Annotated in this window: 25 protein-coding genes; 11 read left to right on the top strand and 14 right to left on the bottom strand. The window is 61.6% G+C overall.

The features are described from left to right. The first annotated feature begins 61 nt into the window (after positions 1-61). The 4 genes from U367_RS0127110 (at position 62) to U367_RS0127095 (ending at position 5529) form a co-directional block, all read left to right on the top strand. Positions 62-1687 carry a 5-guanidino-2-oxopentanoate decarboxylase gene (locus tag U367_RS0127110; RefSeq protein ID WP_028619373.1) on the top strand — a complete coding sequence of 542 codons (1626 nt, stop codon included), beginning with the start codon at positions 62-64 and terminating at the stop codon, positions 1685-1687. Next, complete coding sequence (locus U367_RS0127105; RefSeq protein WP_028619372.1) at positions 1684-3126, top strand: aldehyde dehydrogenase family protein; 1443 nt, start codon at positions 1684-1686, stop codon at positions 3124-3126. Before U367_RS0127110 ends, U367_RS0127105 begins: the two co-directional genes overlap by 4 nt. Before the next feature lie 142 nt (positions 3127-3268). Continuing rightward, complete coding sequence (locus U367_RS0127100; RefSeq protein WP_028619371.1) at positions 3269-4456, top strand: cyanate transporter; 1188 nt, start codon at positions 3269-3271, stop codon at positions 4454-4456. Between the two features lie 137 nt (positions 4457-4593). Further along, on the top strand, positions 4594-5529 hold the full coding sequence (locus U367_RS0127095; RefSeq protein ID WP_028619370.1) for a LysR family transcriptional regulator: 936 nt from the start codon (positions 4594-4596) through the stop codon (positions 5527-5529). Positions 5530-5532: 3 nt separating this feature from the next. Here U367_RS0127095 and U367_RS0127090 read toward each other — a convergent pair whose 3' ends face one another. The 9 genes from U367_RS0127090 to U367_RS1000000131995 all read right to left on the bottom strand — a co-directional run bounded on the left by U367_RS0127090 (position 5533) and on the right by U367_RS1000000131995 (position 13511). Beyond that, a complete protein-coding gene (locus tag U367_RS0127090) occupies positions 5533-5895 on the bottom strand; it encodes a 5-carboxymethyl-2-hydroxymuconate Delta-isomerase (RefSeq protein WP_028619369.1) in 363 nt (120 codons plus the stop codon). Between the two features lie 48 nt (positions 5896-5943). Continuing rightward, positions 5944-6867 carry a LysR substrate-binding domain-containing protein gene (locus tag U367_RS0127085; RefSeq protein WP_028619368.1) on the bottom strand — a complete coding sequence of 308 codons (924 nt, stop codon included), beginning with the start codon at positions 6865-6867 and terminating at the stop codon, positions 5944-5946. A gap of 58 nt (positions 6868-6925) precedes the next feature. Continuing rightward, the gene (locus U367_RS0127080) at positions 6926-8242 is read right to left on the bottom strand and encodes an MFS transporter (protein WP_028619367.1); all 1317 of its coding nucleotides are present in this window, start codon (positions 8240-8242) and stop codon (positions 6926-6928) included. 55 nt (positions 8243-8297) lie between these two features. Beyond that, on the bottom strand, positions 8298-9620 hold the full coding sequence (locus tag U367_RS0127075) for an MFS transporter (protein WP_028619366.1): 1323 nt from the start codon (positions 9618-9620) through the stop codon (positions 8298-8300). A gap of 73 nt (positions 9621-9693) precedes the next feature. Then, positions 9694-10572 carry an SMP-30/gluconolactonase/LRE family protein gene (locus tag U367_RS0127070; RefSeq protein ID WP_028619365.1) on the bottom strand — a complete coding sequence of 293 codons (879 nt, stop codon included), beginning with the start codon at positions 10570-10572 and terminating at the stop codon, positions 9694-9696. Between the two features lie 63 nt (positions 10573-10635). Then, positions 10636-11568, bottom strand: a complete 933-nt coding sequence (locus U367_RS0127065; protein ID WP_016975200.1) for a BKACE family enzyme — start codon at positions 11566-11568, stop codon at positions 10636-10638. Between the two features lie 67 nt (positions 11569-11635). Then, complete coding sequence (locus tag U367_RS0127060; protein ID WP_028619364.1) at positions 11636-12424, bottom strand: SDR family oxidoreductase; 789 nt, start codon at positions 12422-12424, stop codon at positions 11636-11638. Next, positions 12421-13143 (bottom strand): GntR family transcriptional regulator, encoded by a 723-nt coding sequence (locus U367_RS0127055; protein WP_028619363.1) that lies wholly within the window; start codon positions 13141-13143, stop codon positions 12421-12423. Before U367_RS0127055 ends, U367_RS0127060 begins: the two co-directional genes overlap by 4 nt. 119 nt (positions 13144-13262) lie before the next feature. After that, positions 13263-13511: a hypothetical protein gene (locus U367_RS1000000131995; RefSeq protein ID WP_152537938.1), complete on the bottom strand. Its 249-nt coding sequence runs from the start codon at positions 13509-13511 to the stop codon at positions 13263-13265. 92 nt (positions 13512-13603) lie between these two features. Between U367_RS1000000131995 and tcuC the strand changes: the two genes are divergently transcribed. Beyond that, on the top strand, positions 13604-14908 hold the full coding sequence (gene tcuC, locus U367_RS0127045; protein ID WP_028619362.1) for an MFS transporter: 1305 nt from the start codon (positions 13604-13606) through the stop codon (positions 14906-14908). Then, positions 14908-15666 carry a substrate-binding domain-containing protein gene (locus U367_RS0127040; RefSeq protein WP_028619361.1) on the top strand — a complete coding sequence of 253 codons (759 nt, stop codon included), beginning with the start codon at positions 14908-14910 and terminating at the stop codon, positions 15664-15666. Before tcuC ends, U367_RS0127040 begins: the two co-directional genes overlap by 1 nt. On the opposite strand, the gene U367_RS0127035 is transcribed toward U367_RS0127040, so the two are convergent. Beyond that, on the bottom strand, positions 15658-16560 hold the full coding sequence (locus U367_RS0127035; protein WP_028619360.1) for a LysR family transcriptional regulator: 903 nt from the start codon (positions 16558-16560) through the stop codon (positions 15658-15660). The two genes, U367_RS0127040 and U367_RS0127035, sit on opposite strands and share 9 nt — an antisense overlap. A gap of 205 nt (positions 16561-16765) precedes the next feature. On the opposite strand from U367_RS0127035, the gene U367_RS0127030 reads away from it, so the two are divergent. The 3 genes from U367_RS0127030 to U367_RS0127020 are packed head-to-tail and all read left to right on the top strand — an operon-like array spanning position 16766 to position 18402. Continuing rightward, positions 16766-17170, top strand: coding sequence for a type II toxin-antitoxin system ParD family antitoxin (locus tag U367_RS0127030; RefSeq protein ID WP_084651071.1), 405 nt, complete (start codon positions 16766-16768; stop codon positions 17168-17170). Further along, the gene (locus U367_RS0127025; RefSeq protein ID WP_028619358.1) at positions 17167-17505 is read left to right on the top strand and encodes a type II toxin-antitoxin system RelE/ParE family toxin; all 339 of its coding nucleotides are present in this window, start codon (positions 17167-17169) and stop codon (positions 17503-17505) included. Before U367_RS0127030 ends, U367_RS0127025 begins: the two co-directional genes overlap by 4 nt. A 3-nt stretch (positions 17506-17508) precedes the next feature. Beyond that, on the top strand, positions 17509-18402 hold the full coding sequence (locus U367_RS0127020; protein WP_236639992.1) for an SMP-30/gluconolactonase/LRE family protein: 894 nt from the start codon (positions 17509-17511) through the stop codon (positions 18400-18402). Positions 18403-18446: 44 nt separating this feature from the next. Here U367_RS0127020 and U367_RS0127015 read toward each other — a convergent pair whose 3' ends face one another. From U367_RS0127015 to U367_RS0127005, 3 genes are all read right to left on the bottom strand, one after another. After that, the gene (locus tag U367_RS0127015) at positions 18447-19475 is read right to left on the bottom strand and encodes a histone deacetylase family protein (protein ID WP_028619356.1); all 1029 of its coding nucleotides are present in this window, start codon (positions 19473-19475) and stop codon (positions 18447-18449) included. A gap of 87 nt (positions 19476-19562) precedes the next feature. Then, on the bottom strand, positions 19563-20792 hold the full coding sequence (locus U367_RS0127010; protein WP_028619355.1) for a Zn-dependent hydrolase: 1230 nt from the start codon (positions 20790-20792) through the stop codon (positions 19563-19565). A 13-nt stretch (positions 20793-20805) separates the two neighbouring features. Then, a complete protein-coding gene (locus U367_RS0127005; protein WP_028619354.1) occupies positions 20806-22125 on the bottom strand; it encodes an MFS transporter in 1320 nt (439 codons plus the stop codon). Between the two features lie 158 nt (positions 22126-22283). On the opposite strand from U367_RS0127005, the gene U367_RS0127000 reads away from it, so the two are divergent. Further along, entirely contained in the window at positions 22284-23222 is a 939-nt protein-coding gene (locus tag U367_RS0127000) for a LysR family transcriptional regulator (protein WP_028619353.1), read from the top strand. Between the two features lie 67 nt (positions 23223-23289). Here the strand turns inward: U367_RS0127000 and U367_RS0126995 are convergent, their stop codons facing one another. Next, on the bottom strand, positions 23290-23538 hold the full coding sequence (locus U367_RS0126995) for a hypothetical protein (protein ID WP_028619352.1): 249 nt from the start codon (positions 23536-23538) through the stop codon (positions 23290-23292). A gap of 282 nt (positions 23539-23820) precedes the next feature. On the opposite strand from U367_RS0126995, the gene U367_RS0126990 reads away from it, so the two are divergent. Continuing rightward, on the top strand, positions 23821-25047 hold the full coding sequence (locus U367_RS0126990) for an MFS transporter (RefSeq protein ID WP_028619351.1): 1227 nt from the start codon (positions 23821-23823) through the stop codon (positions 25045-25047). The last annotated feature ends 10 nt before the right edge of the window (positions 25048-25057 follow it).

Below are 25057 nucleotides of genomic sequence, written 5' to 3'. Positions count from 1 at the left end.
TGTTGCCGCTACGGGCCAGCCGGTCCAATAACGCCTTACCTCAACAATAAGAGCGATCTGTATGGCGACCTGCGGCGAAGTATTGGTCAACCTCCTGGAAGGCTACGGCGTGGACCAAGTGTTTGGCATTCCCGGCGTACACACCGTGGAGCTGTACCGCGGCCTGGCCCGTTCCAGCATCCGTCACGTCACCCCGCGCCACGAACAGGGCGCCGGCTTCATGGCCGACGGTTATGCGCGCACCAGCGGCAAACCCGGCGTGTGCTTCATCATCACCGGCCCCGGCATGACCAATATCACCACCGCCATGGGCCAGGCTTATGCCGACTCGATCCCGATGCTGGTGATTTCCAGCGTGCAGTCGCGCAGCCAATTGGGCGGCGGACGCGGCAAGCTGCATGAGCTGCCGAACCAGGGCGCGATGATGGCCGGCGTGGCGGCGTTCTCCCACACCCTGATGTCCGCGGCGGAGCTGCCCGGCGTGTTGGCACGGGCGTTTGCGTTGTTCCAGGCCGGGCGGCCGCGACCGGTGCACATCGAAATCCCCTTGGATGTGCTGGTGGAAAATGCCGACGCACTGCGGGGCAGTGAACCGGTCAGCGTGGCCCGTGCCGGTGCCGCGCCTTCGGCGGTCAAGCAGATGAGCCAACTGCTCGCGGCGGCCAGGAAACCCTTGATCCTGGCCGGTGGCGGCGCCATCGACGCGGCCCCGGAACTGACCCGACTGGCCGAAGTGCTCGGCGCGCCGGTAGCCCTGACCATCAACGCCAAAGGCATGCTGCCCGGCCACCACCCGCTGCTGATCGGCTCGACCCAGACCCTGGTCGCCACCCGCGCACTGGTGGCCGAAGCGGACGTGGTGCTAGCCATCGGCACCGAACTGGCGGAAACCGACTACGACGTGACCTTCGCCGGTGGTTTCGAGATTCCCGGCGCGCTGCTGCGCATCGATATCGACCCCGACCAGACCGTGCGTAACTATCCACCGCAAGTGGCGCTGGTGGCCGATGCCCAAATCGCCGCAGAGGCCTTGCTGGCCGAGCTGAGCAGCAAACCCTTGCCACCGCGTAACAGCGCGTGGGGCGCTGAGCGCGTAGCGCGCCTGTGGGCGGAACTGACCCCGAGCTGGGACGCCGCCACCCGCGCGCAAACCCTGTTCCTCAATACCGTCCTCGAAGAATTGCCCAACGCCGTACTGGTGGGCGACTCCACCCAACCGGTGTACAGCGGCAACCTGACCCTGAACCTCGACCACCCGCGCCGCTGGTTCAACTCGTCCACCGGCTACGGCACCCTGGGCTACGCCCTGCCCGCCGCCATCGGCGCCTGGCTGGGGCGTGGCGATGGGCAGCCGGTGGTGTGCCTGATCGGCGACGGCGGCCTGCAATTCTCCCTGCCGGAACTGGCCAGCGCCGTGGAAGCGCGCACGCCGGTGATCGTGCTGCTGTGGAATAACCACGGCTATGAAGAGATCAAGAAATACATGGTCAACCGCGCCATCGAGCCGGTCGGCGTGGACATCTACACGCCGGACTTTATCGGCGTGGCCAAGGCACTCGGTTGCGCCGCCGACAGCATCCAAGGGGTTGAGTCGCTGCGCGTGGCACTACGCGCTGCGGCTGATCGCCAAGGGCCGACACTGATTGAAGTCGACCAAGGGCTATGGATGAAGGAGGTGGCGGTATGAGCGCGGTCTTGAACGGTGTGTATATCAATGGGGCATGGCATGCCGGACAGGCCTCGCTTGAGGTAATCAACCCCGCGACTGAGGCCGTCCTGGCCCACGTCAGCGTCGGTGATGCAAGCACGGTCACCCAGGCGGTCGACGCCGCCAGCGCCGCTTTCATCGACTGGTCGAAAAGCACCGGCCGCGACCGCGCCGCGCTGTTGCGCAAGATCGCCCAAGGCGTCAGCGAGCAGCGCGAACAGCTGATGCACCTGCAATCGAGCAACAACGGCAAACCGCTGTTTGAAGCCGCGATTGATGTGGACGATGTGATCGCCACCTTCGACTATTACGCCAGCGTGGCCGAAGCGATGGATGCCAGCCAGGATAGCCCGGTGGCATTGCCCAGCGCGGACTTCAGCGCACGCCTGCGCCGTGAGCCGTGCGGTGTGGTCGGGCTGATCGTGCCGTGGAATTTTCCGATGGTCACCACCGCGTGGAAACTCGCCCCGGCGCTGGCGGCCGGTTGCTGCGTGGTGCTCAAGCCATCGGAAGTGACGCCATTGGCGGAGTTGCATCTGGCGCGGATTATCGCCGAGGCGGGCTTGCCGGTTGGGGTGTTCAACCTGGTGTGCGGCACGGGCCTGGAAGTGGGCGCGCCGCTGGCGGCGGATCGCCGCGTGGCGAAGATTTCCTTCACCGGCAGCAACGCCGTCGGCGTGCAGGTGATGCAGCGCGCGGCCGAAACCATCAAGGGCGTGAGCCTGGAACTGGGCGGCAAATCTTCCCTGCTGGTATTGGCCGATGCCGACCTGGACCTGGCAGTGGAGCTGGCCTGTGGCGGTGGATTTTTCAACGCTGGGCAGATGTGTTCCGCCACCAGTCGCGTGCTGGTAGCTGACAGCCTGGCGGATGAATTCCTGCAACGTGTGCAGGCACGGGCTGAAGGCATTCGCGTGGCTGACCCATTTGCCGATGACGTGGAAATGGGCGCGTTGATCAACCGCGTGCAATATCAGCGCGTGCTCGGGCATATCCAGCGCGGTGTTGAAGATGGCGCACGCTTGCTGTGCGGCGGCGATCGCCCGGCAGATTTGCCGCAGGGCTTTTTCATCCGCCCGACCGTGTTCACCGACGTACCGCTGGACAGCGCGTTGTGGAACGAAGAGATCTTCGGCCCGGTGCTCTGTGTACGACGCTTCACCTCCGAAGCCGAGGCCATCGCCCTGGCCAATGACAGCGATTTCGGCCTGGTGGCGAGTGTGGTCAGCGCCAGCCATGAAACCGCCGAACGGGTGGCGAACGCCTTGCAAGCCGGGCTGGTGTGGGTCAACGCGCCGCAGGTGATCTTCCCGCAGGCCGCGTGGGGCGGTTACAAGCAGAGCAGCATCGGTCGTGAGTTGGGGCCGTGGGGGTTGGCGGCGTTTCAGGAGATCAAGCATGTGATCAGCTCTAACTGACGGCGCAGGTCACATGTGGGAGGGGGCAAGCCCCCTCCCACATGTGACCTGCGCAATTTTTAGATAGCCCCTGCGACTTTCTGATTTGCCCCCCTCCTCCCGCCCATGGCCTGATTCGCCCCTGTTCACTCAAGGCCGTCCCATGGAAACCGTCCAAACAAAACCCACCACCGCCGTCTGGCTGATGATCAGTGTCGTGCTGGTCGCCCTCAACCTGCGCCCCTCAATGGCCGCTGTCGGCCCCCTGTTGTCCTCGATTCGTGGCGACGTGCCGTTGAGTTTCAGCAGCGCGGCCCTGCTGACCATGTTGCCGGTGATGGCCATGGGCTTGGCGATGTTCTTTGGAATGGGCGTGGCCAAACGTTTTGGCGAGCACCGCAGCATCGTGGTGTCACTGGTGGTGATTGGCGTGGCGACGCTGTCGCGGTTGTTCCTCGATTCGGCGCTGGAGTTGATTGTCAGCGCCATCGCCGCCGGCGTGGGGATTGCGATGATCCAGGCGCTGATGCCGGCGCTGATCAAATCGCGGTTCAGTGACAACGTTTCGCTGTTCATGGGCCTGTACGTCACCGCGATCATGGGCGGCGCGGCGCTGGCCGCATCGTTTGCACCGTTCGTGCAGGTGCAGACCGGCAGTTGGCGCATCGGCCTGGCGATCTGGGCGGTGCTGGCGCTGTTGGCCTTGGTGTTCTGGTACGCGCAGCGCTCGGTGTTGCCGCCACTGCCCCAAGCCGGTGCGGGCCCTCAAGAATCATTTTTCGGCAACGGTCGCGCCTGGTTGCTCGCGGTATTCTTCGGCCTCGGCACCGCCTCCTACACCTGCGTACTCGCCTGGCTGGCGCCGTACTACGTGGAGCAGGGTTGGAGTGAACAGAACGCCGGTTTGCTGCTGGGTTTCCTGACGGCCATGGAAGTCGTGTCCGGCCTGATCACCCCCGCCATCGCCAACCGTCGCCAGGATAAACGCGGCGTCGTTGCGGTGTTGCTGGTGCTGATCATCCTCGGTTTCTGCGGCCTGATCCTGAGTCCGCAACACCTGAGCCTGCTGTGGCCTAGCCTGCTCGGCCTGGGCATCGGCGGCCTGTTCCCGATGAGCCTGATCCTGTCCCTCGACCACCTGGACAACCCGCGCCGCGCCGGTGGCCTCACCGCGTTTGTGCAAGGCATCGGCTACCTGATTGCCGGGCTTTCGCCGCTGATCGCCGGGATGATCCGTGACAGACTGGGCAGCTTCGAATGGGCCTGGTGGTCGCTGACGGCGGTGATCGTGCTGATGCTGTTGATCGTGACGCGCTTCAACCCAAAGCATTACGCACGACATATACGCTGAGGTCGTGTTGCAAACAGTATTTGTCTCACACCAAACATAGAAACGCCCTACAGAGCATTCTATTGGCACGCTCGTTCCGTTAAGCTTTTGTGCTGTCTTGTACTGAATTCGGTACAAAGGGTTTACGGACGAAACCGATGCTAAACAGTAACTTGCTCAGAAAGCTCGATATGCAGGACTTGATGGTGTTTATCGCCGTCTATGACCAGAGCAGCGTTACCGAGGTGTCTGAAACGCTGTTTGTCAGCCAGTCCACCGTGAGCTACAGCCTGAAGAAGTTGCGCACCAGCTTCGAAGACGAGCTGTTTATCAACACGCGGGCCGGCATGCGGCCGACGTACAAGGCCACCACCATGTACAGCCATGTGCAGAAAATCCTCGAAAGCATCAACCTTTGCCACGCCGGTGGCCAAGCGTTCGATCCGACGCAGAAGGCCGTGACCTTCAACGTGTGTGCGCCGGAATATTTCGAACAGTTGATCCTGCCGCGCCTGTTGAAAAACTTCGACCGCGCCGACCTGCCGGTGATCGTCAATGTGCAGAAGCTGGAAACCGACATCCCCGCCGACGACCTGCGCGAAGGTCGTCTCGACCTGGTGATTTGCTTCGGCCCCAACTTCCACCGCGCCCACAGAGACTTCCGCACCCATATGCTGCTGGAGGACGACCTTGTGTGCGTGTTCGACAAACGCTCGGCACCCCGGGAACCGGCCTTCAGCCTGCACTCCTTCGTCGAACGCCGCCACGTGTTCCCTACGCCGTGGACCTCCGACACCAACATGATCGACGGCTGGCTCGCACGCCAGGCCCACAAGCGCCAGGTCATCGCCCGCGCCAACAGCTACAGCGCAGCCTTGAAGATGATCACCGGCACCGATTTCATCGTCACCCTGCCGCGCCGCGTGCAAAAGTTGCTGGCACCGGCCACGGCATTCGGCCATTGCGAAGCGCCGAACGGCTTGCCGGGGTTCACGCTGGAGATGCAATGGAACGAAACCAGTGAACAGGACAGTGCCAATACCTGGTTTCGTGAACAGGTGGTGAAGGTGTGTGCCGATCAGGGGTTGTTGTAGGGCTTAACCAATCGCGACTTTGCTGTAGGAATCGCGATCCATATCCACCAACAGAACACTCAGCTGAACCTGTACGCCCGCCGGCCAGTCGCCCAGGTCCTGCAAGGCAGCCAACAGGCTTTCCGACAACTGCTTCTTGACCTGCGGCGACCGCCCGCTGAGCAGCGACAGCTTCACCGCGATAAAACCGCGGGGGTCGAGGGAGGTGCCCACCTGGAACGTCTCGACCTTGACCGCACGGCTTTTGATATCGAATTCGGAACCGAACTGGCCAGACACCATCAACACGTTGTTGAGCCGTAGGAGGGTTTTCTCAACGGCCAGGTTCGTCAGGTTGGCGGTGTATTCCAGATGCAGGTGTGGCATGTAGGGCTCCGAATCTTTGGTAGGAAGAATCCTAGATATACCACGGAGTCAGGCCTTGGTCGCCAACCCTCGATCACTCATGAACGCTTCCAGTCGCGAGCGTACCCAGCGCTCGGCCGGGTCGGTGTCGACATGGCTGAGCCAGACCATAGACAAGTCCAGGGTCGGCGTCTCGAACGGGAACGGCTCGCAGAACAGGTGGCCCGACACGGCCATGGCCTCGGCGGTGTAGTCCGGCAGGCTGGCGATCAGGTCGGTGCCGGCGAGCAACGCCGGCAGTGCGCTGTATTGCGGCACCGACAACACCACGTGGCGCTTGCGGCCGATTTCTGCCAGCCACTCATCGGCGAACCCTGCCACGTTGGCGGTGTGGGACACCAGCACGTGAGGGCGTGAGCAGTATTCGTCGAGGGTCAGCGGTGTTTCCGAGGCATCGGCACGTAGGATGCGCGGGCGGATATGGCGCAGCAGCTTGCGCTTGGCATTTGCCGGCAGGCCACGGGTCTGGGTGATGCCAACGGTTATATCGCCAGAGGCGAGCAGATCCGGGATGCGCCAGTAGTCCACATGTTGCACCACGAACACCACTTGCGGCGCTTCCTGGCGTAGGGCGCGCAGCAAAGGCGGCAACAGGCCGAATTCGACGTCATCGGACAGGCCGATGCGAAAAGTCATGGTGCTGATGGACGGGTCGAAATCGTGGGTCAGGCTCAAGGCCGAGGATAGCGAGTCCAGCGCCGGCGACAGGTGCTGGATGATTTCCTCGGCCCGCGCCGTGGGCTCCATGCGGTGGCCGACGCGAATGAACAGCGGGTCGTTGAACAAGGTACGCAAGCGGTTGAGGGCCGAGCTGATGGTCGGCTGGCCGAGAAACAGCTTCTCCGCCACCCGCGTCACGTTGCGCTCCAGCATCAGCGCTTCGAACACCACCATCAGGTTGATGTCGGCCTTGCGTAATTCATTGCGATTCATCGGCGCCTGCCCCTTTCCCCAAGACAAGCCGCAGTGTAGAAAGCCGCGTTGCCGGCGTCTACGTGTAGGACGCTTCGCTGGCCTGTGCGCCACGCTCAGGCTCGTGCCCCATGCGCAACCGCAGCGCCGCAATAGCCGCCACCACCAATACCAGCGCAATCACCTTCAGGCCGTTCATCGCATTGCCGGTGCTTTGCTCGATCACGCCCATTACCGACGGCCCGACAAACCCGCCAAGCAGCCCGCACGCGTTGACGAAACCCAGCCCGCCCGCCAGCGCAACGCCCTTGAGACGGGAAGCCGGGTACAAAAAAATGATCGACTGCACCACGAAGAACATCACCGCCGACAGGCAAAAACCGAGCAGGCTGAACACCGGCCCCGATATCGACGCGATGCCCAGGCCCAGCGCCATGGTCAGCAGCCCTGTGACCAGCAACCGCCGGCAGCGTCCGGGCGTCGTGGCGAAACGCGGAATCAGCAAGGCACCGAGTGCCGCCGCGACCCACGGTAACGAAGTCAGCAGGCCGACGTTCATGGTACTCAGTTCGCCATACTTGCTGATGATGCTCGGCAGGAAAAAGATCACGGTGTAGATGGTGATCTGGTGACAGAAGTACACAAAAATCGCCAGCAGGATTTGCGGGGTCAGCCAGTTTTTCAACGAGTGACCGCCCTCGCCCGCGCCCTCTTCGGTTTCCCGGGCGATGCGCTGCTCAATGCCGCGCGCTTCCTCGGCAGACAACCACGGCGCCTTGCTCGGACGGTCCGGCAACTTGCGCCAGACCACCCAGGCAAACGCCACCGCTGGCAGGCCTTCGAGCATGAACATCCACTGCCAGCCGTGCCAGCCGAGCATGCCGTCCATGCGCATCAAGGCCGCGCCCACCGGGCCACCGATGATGTTGGCGAAACACACGCCAAGCAGGAAATACCCGGTGGCGCGCGCCCGTTGTTCACGGTTGAACCAGTAGGTGAGGTAGAGCATGACGCCGGGGAACAGTCCGGCTTCGGCAATGCCCAGCAACAGGCGCAGCACGTAGAACGAGGTCTCGCCCTGCACAAAGGCCATGGCCGCCGAGATCAGGCCCCAGGTCACCATGATCCGCGCGATCCAGAACCGCGCGCCGACCTTGTGCATGATCAGATTGCTGGGGATTTCCGACAGCGCATACGTCAGGAAAAACAGCCCCGCGCCCAACCCGTACGCCGCAGCGGAAATACCCAGGTCGACGTCCAGATGATGCTTGGCCAGGGCGATGTTGGTGCGGTCCAGGAAGCTCAGGATGTAGGCGATGATCAGCAAGGGCATCAACTTGACGAACATCAGTTTGTTCAACGCCTGCGGGGTGCGGGCGGAAGTGGCGGTAATCATCGGCAATTCCTCTTGGCGCCCCGCCAGCTGGGCTGGGGAGCGCATCGGTGTTGTTCTAGGAGTCGAGTTGCACGGCCATGGCCTGGGGGCGATGGGAAAACAATTGCAGCAGTGCGCCGCCCAGGGCGCAGCCGGCCATCACGAAGAAACAGACGGTGTAGCCGTGCAGCGTGGTCCAACCGCCGCCCATGGCGATCAGGCTGCCCATCAGCACCGGCGCCAGGCCGCCGCCGATAAACATCGCGGTGGTGATGATGCCGTTGGCGGTCGACGTCGCCGACGGCTCGGCCGAGTCGCAGGCCACGGCGTAATAGATCGGCCACACCGCGTTAGCCACCAGGCCGAACAGCAGTTGCACCACGACGATCAACGTCAGCGTATTGGCGAAGTAGAACGCGCCGACACTCGCCGCCATCCACACGCCGCAAATGATCAGCGTGGTGCGCCGGCCGATGATGTCCGACAGCGACGGCCACACCAATTGCCCGAGAATGCCGGTGAGGGTGAACACCACGCTCATCCCCGCCGACTCGGCCAGGGACAATCCGGCGATGTTGTAGAGGTAGGCCGGCAGCACGATGTTGACGCCCATGTATACGACTTGGGTGAGCATGGTGTTGCCCGCTGTGAGGGCGATATTGCGGTTGCGCAAGGTAGCAAGGAATGTACGCCAGGCCTCGCCTTTGACTTGGCTGGCCGGCGCGTTGTCGGGCGGGGTCATGCCTTTGGCGGCAATGTCGACGTACAGTGCAGTGATGCGCTCGGCGGTGGAATAACGCGCCCAGAAGATCATCAGCGGCAGCGCCACCACGAACGCGAAGAAGAACACATAGCGCCAGTTCTCTTCACCAAACACGGTGATGACAAAACTCGCGACGATACCGCTAAGCATCGCGCCAATCGGGTAACCCGTGTGGTGCGCGCCCAGGGCAAACCCGCGGCGCTCAACCGGCCACCATTCGGCGGTGTTGCTCACGCCCACCGGCTCGCCCCAGCCGGCGCCGAGGTTGACGCCGACGCGCAGGGCAATGAAGGTGGCGAGGTTGCCGCTCAACGCCTTGAAACCGGACAGAAACGAGATCGCGGTGTAGCCCAGCACCAACGGCACCTGGAAGCGCGCACGTTTCCAGCCGCCACCGTAACGATCGCTCCACATCGAACCGGGGATATCCAGCAGCGCCAGGGCCAGCATGACCACCGTGGCCACGGTGCCCCATTGGTCGGCGGACAAATCGAAATGCTTGGAAATGGTCGGCCCCAGGCGCAGCACGATCTCACGGTCGTAGGCATTGAGGATCCAGATCATCCAGCAGACCAGCAGCGACACCCAGGAATGCCGGTGAATGCTGCGCAGCGACGCTTTTTTTATAGTTGCCATGGGCCTCTCCAGGCGCGCAAGGGCGCGCACTGACACAAGGTTGCGAAGGAATATGCCTTGTCAAACACACGCGCTAGCTGGCGAACCGTCGCTCGGCTATTCCTTGCACGCCCAACCCAGTAATGGCGAACAGCGCTCCGCGCTGCTGGCCGTCTGCCGGAAAACGCGGCAGCGGCGGCTTGGCCATGGAGGTCACAAACAGGGTGTCCAGGTTCGGCCCGCCAAAGGTCAGGCTGGTGACCTTTTTCACCGGCATCTGGATGATGCGGTCGACGTGCCCGTCGGGGGTGTAGCGCACCAGTTTTCCGGCGTAGACCAGCGCCTGCCACAGGCAGCCTTCGGCATCCACGGTGCAACCATCGGCGGCGCCCCCGCCGGAGGTGTCGACCTTGGCGAAGGTGCGACGATTGCTGACACTGCCGGTGGCCAGGTCGTAGTCGTAGGCCCAGATCTCGCCGGACCAGGTGTCGCAGAAGTAGAAGGTTTCACCCGATGGGCTCCAGCACGGGCCGTTGGACACGATGATGCCTTCGTCCAGGGTGTGCAGGCTCAGGTCGGCATCAAGCCGGTAGAGTTTGGCACTGGCGTTGTCTTCCTGGGTGTCCATGGAGCCGAAGATAAAGCGGCCTTGGCGGTCGACCTTGCCGTCGTTGAGGCGGTTGTCGGGCAGGTGCGGTTCCGGGTCGATGACCAGGTTGAGCTCACCGCTGTTGAGGTCGAGGGTGTGAACGCCGTTCTGCAGCGCGACGATCGCCGACTCACCGTCGCGGCGCAGGGCCATGGAGCCGATCTTCTGGCCCACGTCCCAGGCCAGCAGCTCGCGACCGTCGTCGGTGCATCGCAAGATGCGGCCGTCGGCGCTGTCGATCCAATACAAGCGTTGTTGCTCGACGTCCCACACCGGGCCTTCGCCCAGGGTGGTCTTGACGTCGACAAGCACTTCGATACGCATGGTGATCCCCTTATTGTTGTTGTGCGGGATGCAGGCCGCGCCTTGACGCGGCGGTATGTTGGGTTAGAAGTTGACCTGGTCGCGCCCCTTGAGGCCGAGGATTTCCCGCGCTTCATCCGGCGTAGCGACCCGATGGCCAAGCGCTTCGATCACGGTACGAATACGCCGGACCTGATCGGCATTCGACGCCGCCAGTTTGCCCGGGCCATCCCACAGCGAATCTTCCAGGCCGACACGGGCGTTGCTGCCCATGGACAAGCCCATGGTCGCCAGCGGAATCTGCCCACGCCCGGCGCCAAGGATCGACCACACATAGTCGTCGCCAAACAGGCGGTCGGCGGTGCGGCGCATGTGTGCCAGGTCTTCCGGGTGGCCGCCGATACCGCCACGCAGGCCGAACACCGACTGGATAAACAACGGTGGCTTGAGCAGGCCACGTTCGAGGAAATGCGCGGCGGTGTACAGGTGGCCGATGTCGTAACACTCGATCTCGAAACGGGTGCGGTTTTCGGCACAGGAATTGAGGATGTGAGTGATGTCGCGGAAGGTGTTGCGGAAGATCCGGTCGTCACTTTCTTCCAGGTACGGCCGCTCCCAGTCGTGCTTGAAGTCGGTAAAGCGGTTGAGCATTTCGTACAGGCCGAAGTTCATCGAGCCCATATTCAGCGACGCCAGTTCCGGCTTGAACTGCATCACCGGCTGCAGGCGCTCTTCCACGCCCATGGTCGGCGCGCCGCCGGTGGTGATGTTGATCACCACGTCGCTGGCGGCCTTGATCTGCGGCAGGAATTCGGCGAACAACGCCGGGTCCTGGCTGGGGCGACCGTCGTTGGGGTCACGGGCATGCAGGTGGACAATCGCGGCGCCAGCCTCGGCGGCACCGATGGCGGCATCGGCAATTTCCTGCGCGGTGATCGGCAAATGCGGTGACATCGACGGCGTATGAATCGCACCAGTGACGGCGCAGGTGATGATGACAGGACGATTTTTGGACATGACGAATCTCCGACTTTTATTCTTATGAAAAAAATCCTGGGTGCAGCGCGATGTGTTCTTCCGTGGCTTACAGGTACTCGACGTTACCGTCGACGCTGATCGCCTGGCCGGTCACGTTGCGTGCGGCGGGCGAACAGAGGAACAGCGCCATGGCGGCCACGTCTTCGGCGGTGACCATGCGCTTGAGGGAAATCTTGTTGAGGTATTCCTGGCGCATCTCGGCTTCGGGCACGCCGACCTGCTCCGCACGCGCGCGGATCACGCCGTCCATGCGCGGGCCTTCGACGATGCCGGGCAGCAACGCGTTGACGCGGATGTCGCTCTCGCCCAGCTCCGAGGCCAGGGATTTCATCAAGCCGACGATCGCCCATTTGGTCGCCGCGTACGGCGTGCGCCAGGCGTAGCCCAAGCGCCCCGCCACCGAGGCAATATGCAGCAGATGGCCGTGGGACGATTCCTTGAGCATCGGCACCGCGTGGTGGGCAAACCGGTACTGCGCGGTGAGATTGATGTTGATGGTGGCTTGCCACTCGGCGTCGCTGATCGCATCGATGCCACCGGTAGGCCCGGCAATCCCGGCATTGTTGACCAATACATCGAGGCCGCTGAAACGCTCGCGCTGCACCTTGAACACCGCCTCGATCTGCGCGGCATCACTGACATCCGCGCGGGTGGCGACGGTGCGTGGGTATTTGTCGCGGAACGCGGCCAGGGCCGGCTCGCTCACATCACACACATGCACTTGGGCACCGGCTTCCAGATACGCCGCCGCCAGCACTTCACCAATGCCGGCAGCCCCGCCGGAAATCAACACGCGTAACCCAGGATAAGGCTGCAGCCGTTGTAGGACACTCATGCACGTTTACCTCCTGAAACAGACGACCGCGCACGGTCGTTCTTGACGAGCAGACGCGCCAGGGAGTCGGCGGCCTGCATGATGTCATCGGTCACCGCTGCGCGTGCGCCGGCGCCGTCGCGGGCAGCCAGCGCTTCGACGATGCGCGTGTGCGCTTCCATCGAGCGTTGCAGGTGAGCTTTATCCGGGGCGACCAGCGCAAAGCACGGGCCCATGTGCAGCCAGAAGTTTTCCACGGCGGCCATGGTCAACTCGGCCTGTGCCACGGCGTAAATGCGCCGGTGAAACGCGAAGTTGGTCCAGAGGTAGCGGGACACGTCGACTTCGTCGGCTGCGTGTTGCATCTGCTGGCAGAGATCGGTGATTTCATCGAGGTCGGTTTTCTGCAGGAGCAGCACCGCCTTTTCGGCGAGCAAGCCTTCAAGGGCGACCCGCGCATCACGGATTTCACGCAGGCGGTCGACCGTCATCAGGCGCACACGCAGACGGGAGGTTTCGGTGACTTCAAAGGCGTTTTCAGCGCTGAGACGTTGCAGGGCTTCACGCACCGGCATCGGGCTGGAACCGAGGGCTTCGGCGAGGCCGCGGATGGTGAGTTTCTGGCCAGGTTGGAAACGGCCACTCATCAGGGCTTCGCGGATCTGGCGGTAGACCTGGTCTTGCAAGGTATCGCGGGACACCTGGCGCAGGGTGGGCAGGAGGAGCGGACCATCTGTCATGAGGCAAAACCTGTGTTGTCGTTCTTATGGCCTCAATATGTGATCACAAATCAAATATGTCAAATAGTTTCCCGTTTATGAAAGCCCGCTCCCACATTTTGACCGCGTTTAGCCTGATATTACGGTTTTAGCGGACGTTCCTGATCCCGCTCGGAAAGCTCCGTCCCATCATCGGGATGCTTCCAGGTCTGGGGTTTTTCTTCCTCACGCTGCCGGGGTTGCTCAAGCTCCCGCTCGTCCCGCCGTTTCTGTGGGTCAGTCATCGCCACCTCCCATCCGTAAGAATTGGTCACACCTTCAGCATAGAACAGCGAACGCATTTTTGACCGAGCTACCGATTGATAGCCAATGCACATCAATGCATCCAAATTTGTCACTTATCATTTCTAAATGTGTCAGCCACTATTCTGGGTCTTAGGCGAAACAAGCACTTTAAAAAGAACGCTGGAGACACAAAACCATGACTAGCCCTACCCGACCCGACTCTGCCCGCTCGAAAGTGGGCGCGGTTTTCCGCGTGACTTCGGGCAATTTCCTCGAACAGTTCGACTTCTTCCTGTTCGGTTTTTATGCCACCTACATCGCTGCCGCGTTCTTCCCTGCCACTAATGAGTTTGCGTCATTAATGATGACCTTCGCCGTGTTCGGCGCGGGCTTCCTGATGCGTCCATTGGGCGCGATCATCCTGGGTGCCTATATCGATGACGTCGGTCGCCGCAAAGGGCTGATCGTGACCCTGTCGATCATGGCCAGCGGCACGCTGCTGATTGTGCTGGTGCCCGGTTATCACACCATTGGCCTCTGGGCACCTTTGCTGGTGCTGCTGGGCCGCCTGTTGCAGGGCTTCTCGGCCGGCGCGGAATTGGGCGGTGTGTCGGTGTACCTGTCCGAAATGGCCACCCCCGGCCGCAAAGGCTTCTACACCAGCTGGCAATCGGGCAGCCAACAGATCTCCATCGTGGTCGCTGCCGCGCTGGGTTATGGCCTGAACGTGTGGATGGAACCGGCCGTGGTAGCCGATTGGGGCTGGCGCATTCCGTTCGCCATCGGCTGCGTGATCATCCCGTTCATCTTTATCCTGCGGCGCAACCTGCAGGAAACCGAAGAGTTCGCCAACCGCAAGCATCGCCCGACCATGCGCGAAGTGATGGCGACCCTGGTGAAGAACTGGACCGTGGTCATCGGCGGCATGCTGATGGTGGCCATGACCACTACCGCGTTCTACCTGATCACCGTGTACGCGCCGACCTTCGGCAAGACTGTGCTGCAATTGAGCACCTCCGACGCCCTGCTGGTGACCCTGCTGGTGGCGGTGTCGAACTTTGTCTGGTTGCCGATCGGCGGCACGCTGAGCGACCGGTTTGGCCGCAAGCCGGTGCTGATCGCCATGACCGTACTGACGGTTCTGACCGCTTATCCAGCGCTGTCCTACGTGGTGAATGCCCCAAGCTTCGCCCACATGCTGGAAACCCTGCTGTGGTTCTCCTTCCTCTACGGCATGTACAACGGCGCCATGATCCCGGCCCTGACCGAAATCATGCCGGTGGAAGTGCGTGTGGCGGGTTTCTCCCTGGCCTACAGCCTGGCGACCGCGATTTTCGGTGGGTTTACCCCGGCGATTTCCACCTGGTTCATCCACATCACCGAAGACAAAGCCTCGCCAGCCTACTGGATGATGTTCGCCGCAGCCTGCGCGCTGTGCTCGACCCTCGCGCTGTACCGTCGCGCCAACACCCGTGGCCAGGTCATGCAGGAGGCGGCATGATGAAGCCGTTGCTCAAGACCCTGACGGCCCTGGCCCTCGGCGCCCTGGCGCTGTCGGCCCAGGCCGAACAGCTCAAGGTGATGACATCGGGTGGCTTCACCGCCGCGTATAAACTGCTTGGCCCGCAGTACGCCAAGCAAAGCGGTGACAGCCTCGACACCATTCTGGGTCCGTCCATGGGCAAGGCGCCGGAAGCGATTCCCAACCGTCTCGCCCGTGGCGAACACGCCGACGTGGTGATCATGGTCGGCTACGCACTGGATGACCTGATCAAACAAGGCAAGGTCGACCCGGCCTCCCGCGTGGAACTGGCGGACTCGCGCATCGGCCTGGTGGTGAAGGCCGGAGCGGTCAAACCTGCAATCGGTACTGATGCCGAACTGAAAGCCGTGCTGAGCAAGGCCAAATCCGTGGCTTACTCGGACAGCGCCAGCGGTGTGTATGTCGAGAAGGAGTTGTTCAAGAAGCTCGGCATGCCGAGCAAGGGCACCATGATCGAACGCCTGCCGGTGGCAGAACAGGTCGCCAAGGGTGACTACGAAGTGGGCCTGCAGCAGGTCGCGGAATTGCTGCCAGTGCCGGGTGTGACCTACGTCGGCAAGATCCCGGAAGACGTGCAATCGGTGACGCGGTTCGCCGCCGGTATCCCGGTGAATGCCGAACACCCTGAACAGGCCAAGGCCTTGTTGCAGTACCTGGCGTCGCCCCAGGCGCAACCGGTGGTGCAAGCCACCGGCCTGGACTCGGTGTCACGCTGACCGAAACGGCATCTCCCGCACCAATCGCTCCAACTCCAGCGCCGCTGGCGGCAAGGTCCGCCCGCGGCGTTTTATCAAGCCCACATTGCGCATCACCTGCGGTTCCACCAGCGGCACACTCACCAGGATCGGGTGCTCGCCCGCCGGCATGGCAATCGAGGGCACCATCGCCACCCCCAATCCCGCCTCCACCAGCCCGATCATTGTCGTTACGTGGTGCGTCTCGCAGATACTCGGCTTTTTCACCCGCACGCCACGCAACGCCTGGTCGAGCAGGAAGCGGTTACCAGAGGTCTTGTCCACGGTGATGTAGTCGTGTTCGTAGGCCTCCGACCAGCTCACGCTGTCACGCTGGGCCAAGGGGTGATCGCGGCGACAGGCCAGCACATAGCGCTCCTGCAGCAGCAGTTCGAACTCCACTTCATCGGCCAGACTGCCGCTGAAACTCACGCCGAAATCCGCCTCGCCACTTCCCACCGCATTGCACACTTCACCGGCACTGGCATCCAGCACCCGCAGGCGAATTTTGGGATACAACTTGTGGAATTCGGAGATCACATGGGGCATGAAATAGTACGCGGTGGACGGCACGCAGGCGATGGTGACATTACCCATGCGGGTGGACGCGACATTACTGATGCCCATGAGCGCCACGTCGAGGTCATCGAGCATGCGCTCGACCTGAGGCAGGAAAGCGCGGCCGACCATGGTCAGGCTGACGCGCCGCGTGGTGCGTTCGAACAGCTTCACATCCAGGGCGGTCTCGAGCTTTTCGATACGCCGGCTGAGGGCCGGCTGCGAGATACGGATAGCCTCGGCGGCACCGCGAAAACTGCCCTTGTCTACCACGGCGCGGAAGGCTTGGAGGTCGTTGAGGTCGAAGTTGATGATCACGGGAAGGCCAATGTGGTCGAGGTGTCAGCATTATCGTATGGGAGCCGATGGCGCGCCATGCATGCCGGGACCGGGTTGTTGTAATAACCCTGCTACAAATATGAAGTCATACATATCAGTGGGTTATTGGGTTTATGCGGCCACGCAGTTTTCTAAATGGGTCAATACTTGCGACCTGACCTAAACAACCGGAGATGTAGCACGCATGGAAACCTATCACTTCTGGACAGACGACGAAGCGCCGGATATCGGCATCGATCAGTTGCTTCTTGCATCACGCCAATGGTCAAGTAGGATTGAATCCTACTCTCCTTCGGCGGACTTCCACATGCGCTCAACCCAGCAAATGAGCATTACCTTGCCAATCGAAATGGCAGCCTTGGTCAAAGCCAAAGTCGCAGCCGGTGAATATGCATCCGAAAGTGAAGTGATCCGCGACGGCCTGAGGGTCTTGCTGGCCCGTGATCGCGCTATGGAAGACTGGCTGCGGGACGAAGTGATCCCAGCTGCGGCAGCCCTCAAGGCCGAGCCCGAGCGTGCGCTGTCCGTCGAACAGGTTCGAGAACACATGGCAGCCAAGCGTCAACGACAAGGCACCGGGAAAGCGTGAGTTACACGGTAGCCTTTTCGCCTGAAGCATTGACGCAACTCGACGCCCTTGAAGACTACATCAGCGATGCCGGTTCCCCCGTTGTAGCGGCACGCTTTATCGACAACCTCATCCCCTACTGCGAAAACCTTTGCCTGTTTCCCTTGCGCGGAGTTCGACGTGACGACCTGCTGACCCACTTACGCATCACGCACTATCGACGCACCACCGCCATTGCGTTCACGGCGGACCCCGCGACCGAAACAGTGTCGATCCTCGGAGTGTTTTACGGTGGGCAGGACTACGCGGCATTGTTGCAGGGCGATGGGGAGTCGTCCCTGACCAATAAAGAGTGATCAATGAACAAGACGGTTGGAAGAGTGAACAGTGCCCCGCGCCGGGCGCTGAAGCCAGGGCTCTGGATCATCGGACTGCTGTGCGTCGCCACCCTGGGGTTCTTTGCCTGGCAAAGCTACTACCCTGTCAGCGCAGCCAGCGGCTGGAGTGTGCAGGTGCTGCACCGCGATGTGCCCAAGGCCGCCTCGCTGATGCCTCTGGTGGATGGTTCATTGATGGTCAGTCAGGAACTCGATGACGCCAAGGGCAGCATCGTGCGCATCCTCAAGGATGGAACGCGTGATGTGATGGTGAACAAGCTCTCCAAACCCGACGGCCTGTTCGCCACACGCGGTGGTTGGGTGTTCAGCCAGGAGTCCGCTAATTTGCCCGTGAGCTTTCTCAAGGATGGCGTCGTCAGCGAACTGTTCAGAGGTGAGAACGTGCAGGGCCTGTGGGATGACGGTGACTACCTCTATGCCATCGAGGACCGCAAGCCTGTCGGGCGACTGTTGCGTTATCGCTGGAGCGACCAGACCCTGACCGTATTGCGTGACCAGATTCAGGAAGGCGAGTCCGTCGTCCGTTGCACCGACGGGCGCATGCTCTACACCGAGAAGAAAAAGGGTGTGGTACGTGAGCTGACAGAAGACGGCAGCGATCCCGACGTGCTGGCCGGCCTGAACAAACCGACGTTTTTGATGTGCGATGAGCGCGGGTTGTGGGTCAATGAGGACTCCACGCACCGAGCGAGGTTGTTGCTGATAGACAAGCAGGGGCACCAACAGACGATCTTGTCGTTCCTGAAGGCGCCGCAGTCGATTGTGCCAACCAGTCGAGGGACCTATCTGCTGGCCGAGGGTGGCAGGGACCGGGTGTTGGAACTGGTACCCGACACACGTAAATCCTTACCGTAAACACCGCACCACCGCTTCATCCATACGTTGAGGCGGTGCGCAGGTCAAAGCAGCTCCCAAACCTGCGGGCCATTAAAAAACGCCTGCGCATTGCTATCCAGCGTCTCCAGGTGATACCCACCCTCCTGCACGATCACACACGGCAAGCCCAATCCACGAATGCACTCACCCAACAGCGCAAATCCTTCCCGCGTAACGGCGACTTTGCTCTGCGGGTCCAACTCGTAGATATCGAAACCCAGTGACAGCACCAGCACATCTGCCGAGAAGTTCTTCACCGCCGCCAACGCCAGTTCCACCTTTTCGAAAAACACCGCCTCGCTGGCACCGTGGGGCATTGGCAGGTTGAGGTTGAAGCCTTCACCTGCTGCACTACCGCGCTCTTCGGCGAAGCCGGCAACGCCGGGGTAGAAGTTGGTGGGGTCACCGTGAATCGAGACGTAAAGCACGTCGTCGCGGTCGTAGAAAATCTCCTGGATACCTTGGCCGTGGTGCATGTCGGTGTCGAGCACGGCAACGCGCTGGAAACCTTGACGCAATGCCTGCGCTGCTACAGCAGCATTGTTGATGTAACAGAATCCTCCTGCCGCATCGTAGCGAGCATGATGGCCCGGTGGGCGACAAAGGGCGTAGGCGGCCGGAGCGCCATCAAGAATGTCCTTGGCGGCAGCAACGGCGCTCTGGGCCGACCAGTAGGCCGAGCGCCAGGTCAGCTCGCCGATCGGGCAACTGCCATCCGCCAGGTAGCGCGCAGCCTGGGCAAGGATGCCGCGCAGGGCGTTGGGTTCGCGCACGAAGATGTTGGACATGACTTCGTCACCCCAGTCTTCGGGGATTTCCTTCCAGCGTTGGTGGGCCTCCTGCAGGAAAGCCAGGTAAGGCGCACCATGTACGGCCAGCAATGGACCGAGGCCGTAGTCCTGCGGCTGCTGGATGTCGAAACCCAAGGTTTGCGCGGCCAACAGCAGGTTGCGGGCACGCTCGGGAACCTCCTGCGGCGTGCGCATCTGACCACGGGAGTAGTAGCTGCGCGGATGATGCAAAAGTTGCTCGGGATGAAAAAATGTACGCATGAGATGCTCCTGGGTGAACACGGAACCTGTGGGAGTTGCCCTGCCTGCGCCCACATTTGAATCCGGTCAGGCTTGAAATATGAGTGATCAGGTCGCTTGGCCGGCGCGCGTCAACACGGCGTTGAGCAATACGTCGGTGCCCTGGCGCACGTCCTCGGGCAACACGTCTTCGGCTTCGTTGTGACTAAGGCCGCCGACGCAAGGGATGAAGATCATCGCAGTCGGGCAATAGCGCGCCAGGTGGATGGCGTCGTGACCGGCGCCGCTGACGATGCGTTGCTGGCTGTAACCCAGGGCATCCACAGCGGCTTGCACGCAGGCGACGCAGTCGGCGTCGAACGGTGTGGCCGGGCTGATCCAGTGTGGACTGACGGTCACGGACAGCCCGCGTTGCTCGGCGATAGCCTGCAGTTGTTGGCGCACTTGCTGTTCCATGGCGTCGATATCGACGTCGCGGTGATGCCGCAGGTCGACGGTGAAATTCAATAGGCCAGGAATAGTGTTGCGCGACGATTTGGCGATGCTCAGTTCACCCACGGTGGTCAGGCCTTCGGGGGCAAAATCCGCCGCCAGTTTCTCCAGGGCCTGGATCATTTGCGCGGCGCCATACAAGGCGTCTTTACGCAGCAGCATCGGCGTAGTGCCGGCGTGGGCAGCCATGCCTTCGACGCGCACATCCAGCCAGCGAATCGCCTGCCCGCCGGTGACCACACCGATGCTTTTGGCGTTGTCCTCAAGAATAGGGCCCTGCTCGATATGCGCTTCGAAATACGCATCTACCGCACCGCCCAACGGGCGTGAGCCGTCGTAGCCAGTAGCACGCAAAGCCTCGGCCACACTGATGCCATCGACATCGGCAGTGGCCAGGGCCTTATCCAGTGCCAGGGTGCCGGTGAATACCGCCGAGCCGAGCATGGCTGGCGTAAAACGGGCGCCCTCCTCATTGGTCCATACCGCAATTTCCAGCGGCTTGCGTGTCTGGATCCCGTGATCGTCAAGGCTACGGATCACCTCCAGCCCCGCCAGTACACCGTAGACACCGTCAAAACGCCCACCTTCGGGCTGAGTGTCGAGGTGGCTACCCATCATCACTGGCGACGCATCCTTGTCCGTACCGGCACGACGGGCAAACAGATTGCCGATGGCATCCACGCTCAGGGTCAGCCCGGCGGCCGTACACCAGTGGCTGAACAGTTCGCGACCGGCTTGGTCTTCGGCGCTCAAAGCCAGGCGGCAACTGCCACCGCGTGCCGTGGCACCAATCTCGGCCATGGCCATCAGGCTGGCCCACAGTCGCTCGCCATTGATCTTCAACATTACAGACACTCCATCAAACACTATGGGCCATTTCACGACGGTGGGCGGTGGCATGCCGACGCGACAACGCCAGTACACACACCAGCGAGACCGCCGCGATCAAGCTGTAGAACACTGCCATCGGCCACCATTGGCCTTGGTATTCGTGGGCCAGCCAGGTGCCGATCAACGGCGTAAGACCACCCGCAAGCGCGCCACACACCTGGTAGGCCAGGGAGATCGCGGTATAGCGCACGCGGGTTTCAAACAGGCCACTGACGAAGCCGGCGATCACCGCATAAAACGACGCCATGCACACCACCGCCAGGGCAATACCGAGGATGATCAACGGCGCCTGGCCGCTGCTGACCAATACGAACATCGGATAAGGCGAGGCCATGGCCAGCACCGTCATTGCGCACAGGAAACGCGTGGCGCCGACCTTCTCCGCTACCCAGGCGGCTAGCGGCTGGACGCAGAACTGGATGATGGCGACAAAGAAAAGGCACTCCAGAATCAGCGAGCGCGGTAGGCCCAGTTGCTGAGTGCTGTAGGCAATCATGAAGGTGTTGGTGAAATACACGCCGGCAATGCCCAGGGTGTTGGCCCCGATGCACAGCAGCAGTGGGCGCCAGGCGGTTCGTAGCACCTCTATGACAGGCGCCTGGTCTTTCTTGATCGCCCGCGCTTTTTCCGCCAAGGCTTTGTCTTCAAGAAATTCCGGCGACTCATTCACGCCCAGGCGAATCGCCAGGCCGACCACCAACAGCAACGCACTGGCCAGGAACGGCACGCGCCAGCCCCAACTCAATAACTCTTCTTCCGGTAGACGGGTGACCGCACTGAACGCGAGCAGCGACAGGATCAGCCCAGCCGGGCTGCCCAATTGCGCGAAGGAAGCAAAGAAGTTGCGCCGACCTTTCGGCGCATGCTCGCCCGCCATCAACACCGCACCGCCCCACTCGCCGCCAACGGCGATACCCTGCACCACGCGCAGAAGGATCAGCAGCACCGGCGCAGCGGCACCGATCTGCGCATAGGTTGGTAGCAGACCGATACACACGGTCACCACGCCCATCATCACCAGGGTGATCACCAGGGATTTCTTGCGGCCGATCCGGTCGCCGATGTGCCCGAACACAATGCCGCCCAACGGCCGTGCGAAGAAACCCACGGCAAAGGTGCCGAACGCCGCCATGGTGCTGAAGAGTTTGTCTTCGGAGGGGAAAAACAGCTGGCCAAACACCAGCGCTGCGGCAGTGGCGTAGATGTAAAAGTCGTACCACTCGATCATGGTGCCGATAAAAGCGGCGGCCGCAGCACGGCGAGGCTGGGGCGAAGCGGAAGGCTTCATGGGGCTGGCTCCTTTGGTTATTTTTTTGGCAGGAGAAAGGTCGAACGCGTGCGCTCTGATGGCGCTTGTTGAGGGTGATTTATCGTCTCGGGGCTATGATTAGTCAATTTTCTATTTATTATTCCAATTATAAATCCTGCTTATTATCGAGCCGTGCCATGCCCGAAGCCCGCCGCGACATTCATCCCTTGCTCAACGACCGCCTGGACTGGAACCTGCTGCGCACCTTCCGTGTGATTGGCCAAGAGCTGAGCATCAGCCGCGCCGCCGCCCGCCTGCACTTGACCCAGCCAGCAATCAGCCAAGCGCTCAAGCGACTGGAAGAACAACTCGACTGCCAGCTCATCGTCCGTCGTGGTCCGCGCTTTGTGTTGACGGAGGCCGGTGAGCAGATCTTCGCCATCGCTGGCGAGATGTACGGCCAGGTGTCCCAGATGAGCAATGCCCTGCAAAAACCGGGCGATGAGGTGATCGGTAAAGTGCGATTGCTGATGATCAGCCGGATCAACTCGGACACCTTCGATGAATTTCTGGCGGAGTTTCATCGTGAACATCCTCGGGTCGACCTGGAAGTCGAGGTAATGCGCAGCTCGGATATCGTCGCCGCGCTCCTGGAAAAAACCGCGACCCTGGGTCTGAGCCTCAACCGTCGGCCGCAGCCACGCCTGGAACAACACCTGTTCCTGCGCCAGCGTTATGCGTTTTTTTGTGGGCGACACCATCCATTGTTCGGGCGCATCGGTTTGGCAGAGGGGGACCTGCAATCTGAGAACTTCGTCAGTTTTACCAGCGACCAGATTGGCGGGATGCTCTCGCCGTTGACGATTTTCCGGGATCAGCAAGGGTTCAGCGGTCGGATCGTGGCGTCGTCTTCAAGCCTGGAAGAAGTGCGGCGATTGGTGATTGCCGGCTTCGGCCTGGGCTGCCTGCCGATCCATGTGGTGGCGGAGGATGTGAAGAACGGGCTGCTATGGCGGCTACCGCCGGACGAGGGCATTACGGACGTGGATATCCATCTGCTGTGGAACCGGGAACAGAAGATGAGCCGGGCGGAAACGGTATTTATCGAAAGCCTTTCTGAAAAACTCGCGCGATGAGCGAACCTGGCCCCCGTGCTCGATGAGACCACGGGGGCTTTCCCTACCTAATCGAATCGACTCCGCGTCAACGCGCTTTATTGGCCTGAGAAAGCACCGACGCCGCAAGCGCCTTCGTGTCTTCGTTGTATTTATCGCTGCCCAGCACTTTGCCAGCCGTCTCCTCCATCTCTGCGCTGGTCTGCTTGTCGGTGCTTTTCTGGGCTAGCGCTGAAGCGGCAAGACTTCTGGCAGTGGCTGATGAGGTTGGACTGTTGAGCGTATCCGCTGCCAATGTCGCGATCTTGCCCGAGGTTTTCTTGGTGTTTTTGCTCATGCTGCAACTCCTTTGCAGTGGGAAGCGCCTGATCGAGTGCGCTACCACAAAGTAATCAGTTGCCGGAGCCACTGCAATGCGCTGCCTGTAGGCAACGTTGGGGACGTCTGTATGAAAGGTGTATGGCTTACGTAGTGCGTGCTAGAGCGTCGCATCGATAGCACTGATGATTACTATCGAAACGAGCGCCTGCTCGATTTTCAGCACTGATTCCTATAATCGCGTCCTAACTCCCTCCCCCTCGCCTGGCTTCAGGCGACGTTCATCCTGGAACCCAACACTATGCCAAGTGCCAGCCAGGCCCCCCGCGGCCTTCCCGAACATAATCAACAGAGCGTCAAACAGCAGTGGTTGGCGATCCTCTCGGTCGCGGTGGGCGCCTTTGCCCTGGTGACCAGCGAGTTCCTACCGGTGGGCGTACTCAACGATGTCGCTGCGGACCTGGGCATCACTGCTGGCCACGCAGGCCTGATGGTCACTCTGCCCGGCATCATGGCCGCGCTGGCGGCCCCTTTGCTGTCAGTGATCATTGGCGCTATGGATCGCCGTTACCTGCTGATCGGCCTGACGTTGATCATGATCGTGGCCAACATGGTCGTGGCCTTCGCCAGTGATTTCAGCCTGCTGCTATTCGGTCGCGTATTGCTGGGTATCAGCATCGGCGGTTTCTGGGCGACAGCCATCGCCCTCAGCGGCCGCCTGGCCCCCAGGGGCGTGGACGTCGCGAAGGCCACTTCGATCATCATGATGGGCGTGACACTGGCCACCGTACTCGGCGTGCCCGTCGGCACTTGGCTCAGCGGCCTGATGGGCTGGCGCATGACCTTCCTGGTCACCGCGCTGGTGGGCCTGCCGGTGCTGTTGGCGCAAGTTCTCCTGCTGCCAACGCTCAAACCGGAAAAAGCCATTCTCGTCAGCGACCTGCCGGCGTTGTTCATCAACCCACGGGCACGGGTCGGCTTGATCGCGGTATTGCTGATCGGCCTGGCGCACTTTGCCGCGTACACCTACGTCGCCCCCTTCTTCAAGAACAGCTCCGGCTTCGATGGCCCGACTATTGGCTCACTGCTGCTGATGTTTGGCATTGCAGGTGTGGCAGGTAACGTCTTCGCTGGCTTCGCCGCCAACCGCAGTGTGCGTTACACCCTGCTGCTGGTCGCACTGATGATCGGCACCAGCACCGCCCTGTTCCCCTACTTCGCCACCGGCCTGACCGGCGCCGCCATGCTGATCGCACTCTGGGGCTTCGCCTTCGGCGCCTTCCCGGCTTGCGCCAGTATCTGGATGTTTGTCGTAGCGCCCAAGGATGTGGAACGTGGTATGCCGCTGTTTGTCGCGTTGTTCCAGGTGATCATTGCGCTGGGGTCGTTCTTTGGCGGGCGTATCGTCGACCAGATGGGCAGCGCGGTGCTGTTGAGCCTGGCGACGGCGTTGGTGGGCGTGGGGTTTGTGACGGTGCTGGTGTTGGGCCGTAATGTCAGCAATAGCTTGGCGGCGCAGACTGCCTGACCTAACCAGT

It is taken from the genome of Pseudomonas canadensis (genome assembly GCF_000503215.1).
Lineage (GTDB): Bacteria > Pseudomonadota > Gammaproteobacteria > Pseudomonadales > Pseudomonadaceae > Aquipseudomonas > Aquipseudomonas canadensis.
Note: the sequence above shows the minus strand (reverse complement) of the source record. Positions and strands in the feature narration are given on the sequence as shown.

Coding starts and splice junctions, on each gene's coding strand:
- U367_RS0127110 (WP_028619373.1), top strand. CDS start 62: ATGGCGACCTGCGGCGAAGTATTGGTCAACCTCCTGGAAGGCTACGGC.
- U367_RS0127105 (WP_028619372.1), top strand. CDS start 1,684: ATGAGCGCGGTCTTGAACGGTGTGTATATCAATGGGGCATGGCATGCC.
- U367_RS0127100 (WP_028619371.1), top strand. CDS start 3,269: ATGGAAACCGTCCAAACAAAACCCACCACCGCCGTCTGGCTGATGATC.
- U367_RS0127095 (WP_028619370.1), top strand. CDS start 4,594: ATGCTAAACAGTAACTTGCTCAGAAAGCTCGATATGCAGGACTTGATG.
- U367_RS0127090 (WP_028619369.1), bottom strand. CDS start 5,895: ATGCCACACCTGCATCTGGAATACACCGCCAACCTGACGAACCTGGCC.
- U367_RS0127085 (WP_028619368.1), bottom strand. CDS start 6,867: ATGAATCGCAATGAATTACGCAAGGCCGACATCAACCTGATGGTGGTG.
- U367_RS0127080 (WP_028619367.1), bottom strand. CDS start 8,242: ATGATTACCGCCACTTCCGCCCGCACCCCGCAGGCGTTGAACAAACTG.
- U367_RS0127075 (WP_028619366.1), bottom strand. CDS start 9,620: ATGGCAACTATAAAAAAAGCGTCGCTGCGCAGCATTCACCGGCATTCC.
- U367_RS0127070 (WP_028619365.1), bottom strand. CDS start 10,572: ATGCGTATCGAAGTGCTTGTCGACGTCAAGACCACCCTGGGCGAAGGC.
- U367_RS0127065 (WP_016975200.1), bottom strand. CDS start 11,568: ATGTCCAAAAATCGTCCTGTCATCATCACCTGCGCCGTCACTGGTGCG.
- U367_RS0127060 (WP_028619364.1), bottom strand. CDS start 12,424: ATGAGTGTCCTACAACGGCTGCAGCCTTATCCTGGGTTACGCGTGTTG.
- U367_RS0127055 (WP_028619363.1), bottom strand. CDS start 13,143: ATGACAGATGGTCCGCTCCTCCTGCCCACCCTGCGCCAGGTGTCCCGC.
- tcuC (WP_028619362.1), top strand. CDS start 13,604: ATGACTAGCCCTACCCGACCCGACTCTGCCCGCTCGAAAGTGGGCGCG.
- U367_RS0127040 (WP_028619361.1), top strand. CDS start 14,908: ATGAAGCCGTTGCTCAAGACCCTGACGGCCCTGGCCCTCGGCGCCCTG.
- U367_RS0127030 (WP_084651071.1), top strand. CDS start 16,766: ATGGAAACCTATCACTTCTGGACAGACGACGAAGCGCCGGATATCGGC.
- U367_RS0127020 (WP_236639992.1), top strand. CDS start 17,509: ATGAACAAGACGGTTGGAAGAGTGAACAGTGCCCCGCGCCGGGCGCTG.
- U367_RS0127015 (WP_028619356.1), bottom strand. CDS start 19,475: ATGCGTACATTTTTTCATCCCGAGCAACTTTTGCATCATCCGCGCAGC.
- U367_RS0127010 (WP_028619355.1), bottom strand. CDS start 20,792: ATGTTGAAGATCAATGGCGAGCGACTGTGGGCCAGCCTGATGGCCATG.
- U367_RS0127005 (WP_028619354.1), bottom strand. CDS start 22,125: ATGAAGCCTTCCGCTTCGCCCCAGCCTCGCCGTGCTGCGGCCGCCGCT.
- U367_RS0127000 (WP_028619353.1), top strand. CDS start 22,284: ATGCCCGAAGCCCGCCGCGACATTCATCCCTTGCTCAACGACCGCCTG.
- U367_RS0126995 (WP_028619352.1), bottom strand. CDS start 23,538: ATGAGCAAAAACACCAAGAAAACCTCGGGCAAGATCGCGACATTGGCA.
- U367_RS0126990 (WP_028619351.1), top strand. CDS start 23,821: ATGCCAAGTGCCAGCCAGGCCCCCCGCGGCCTTCCCGAACATAATCAA.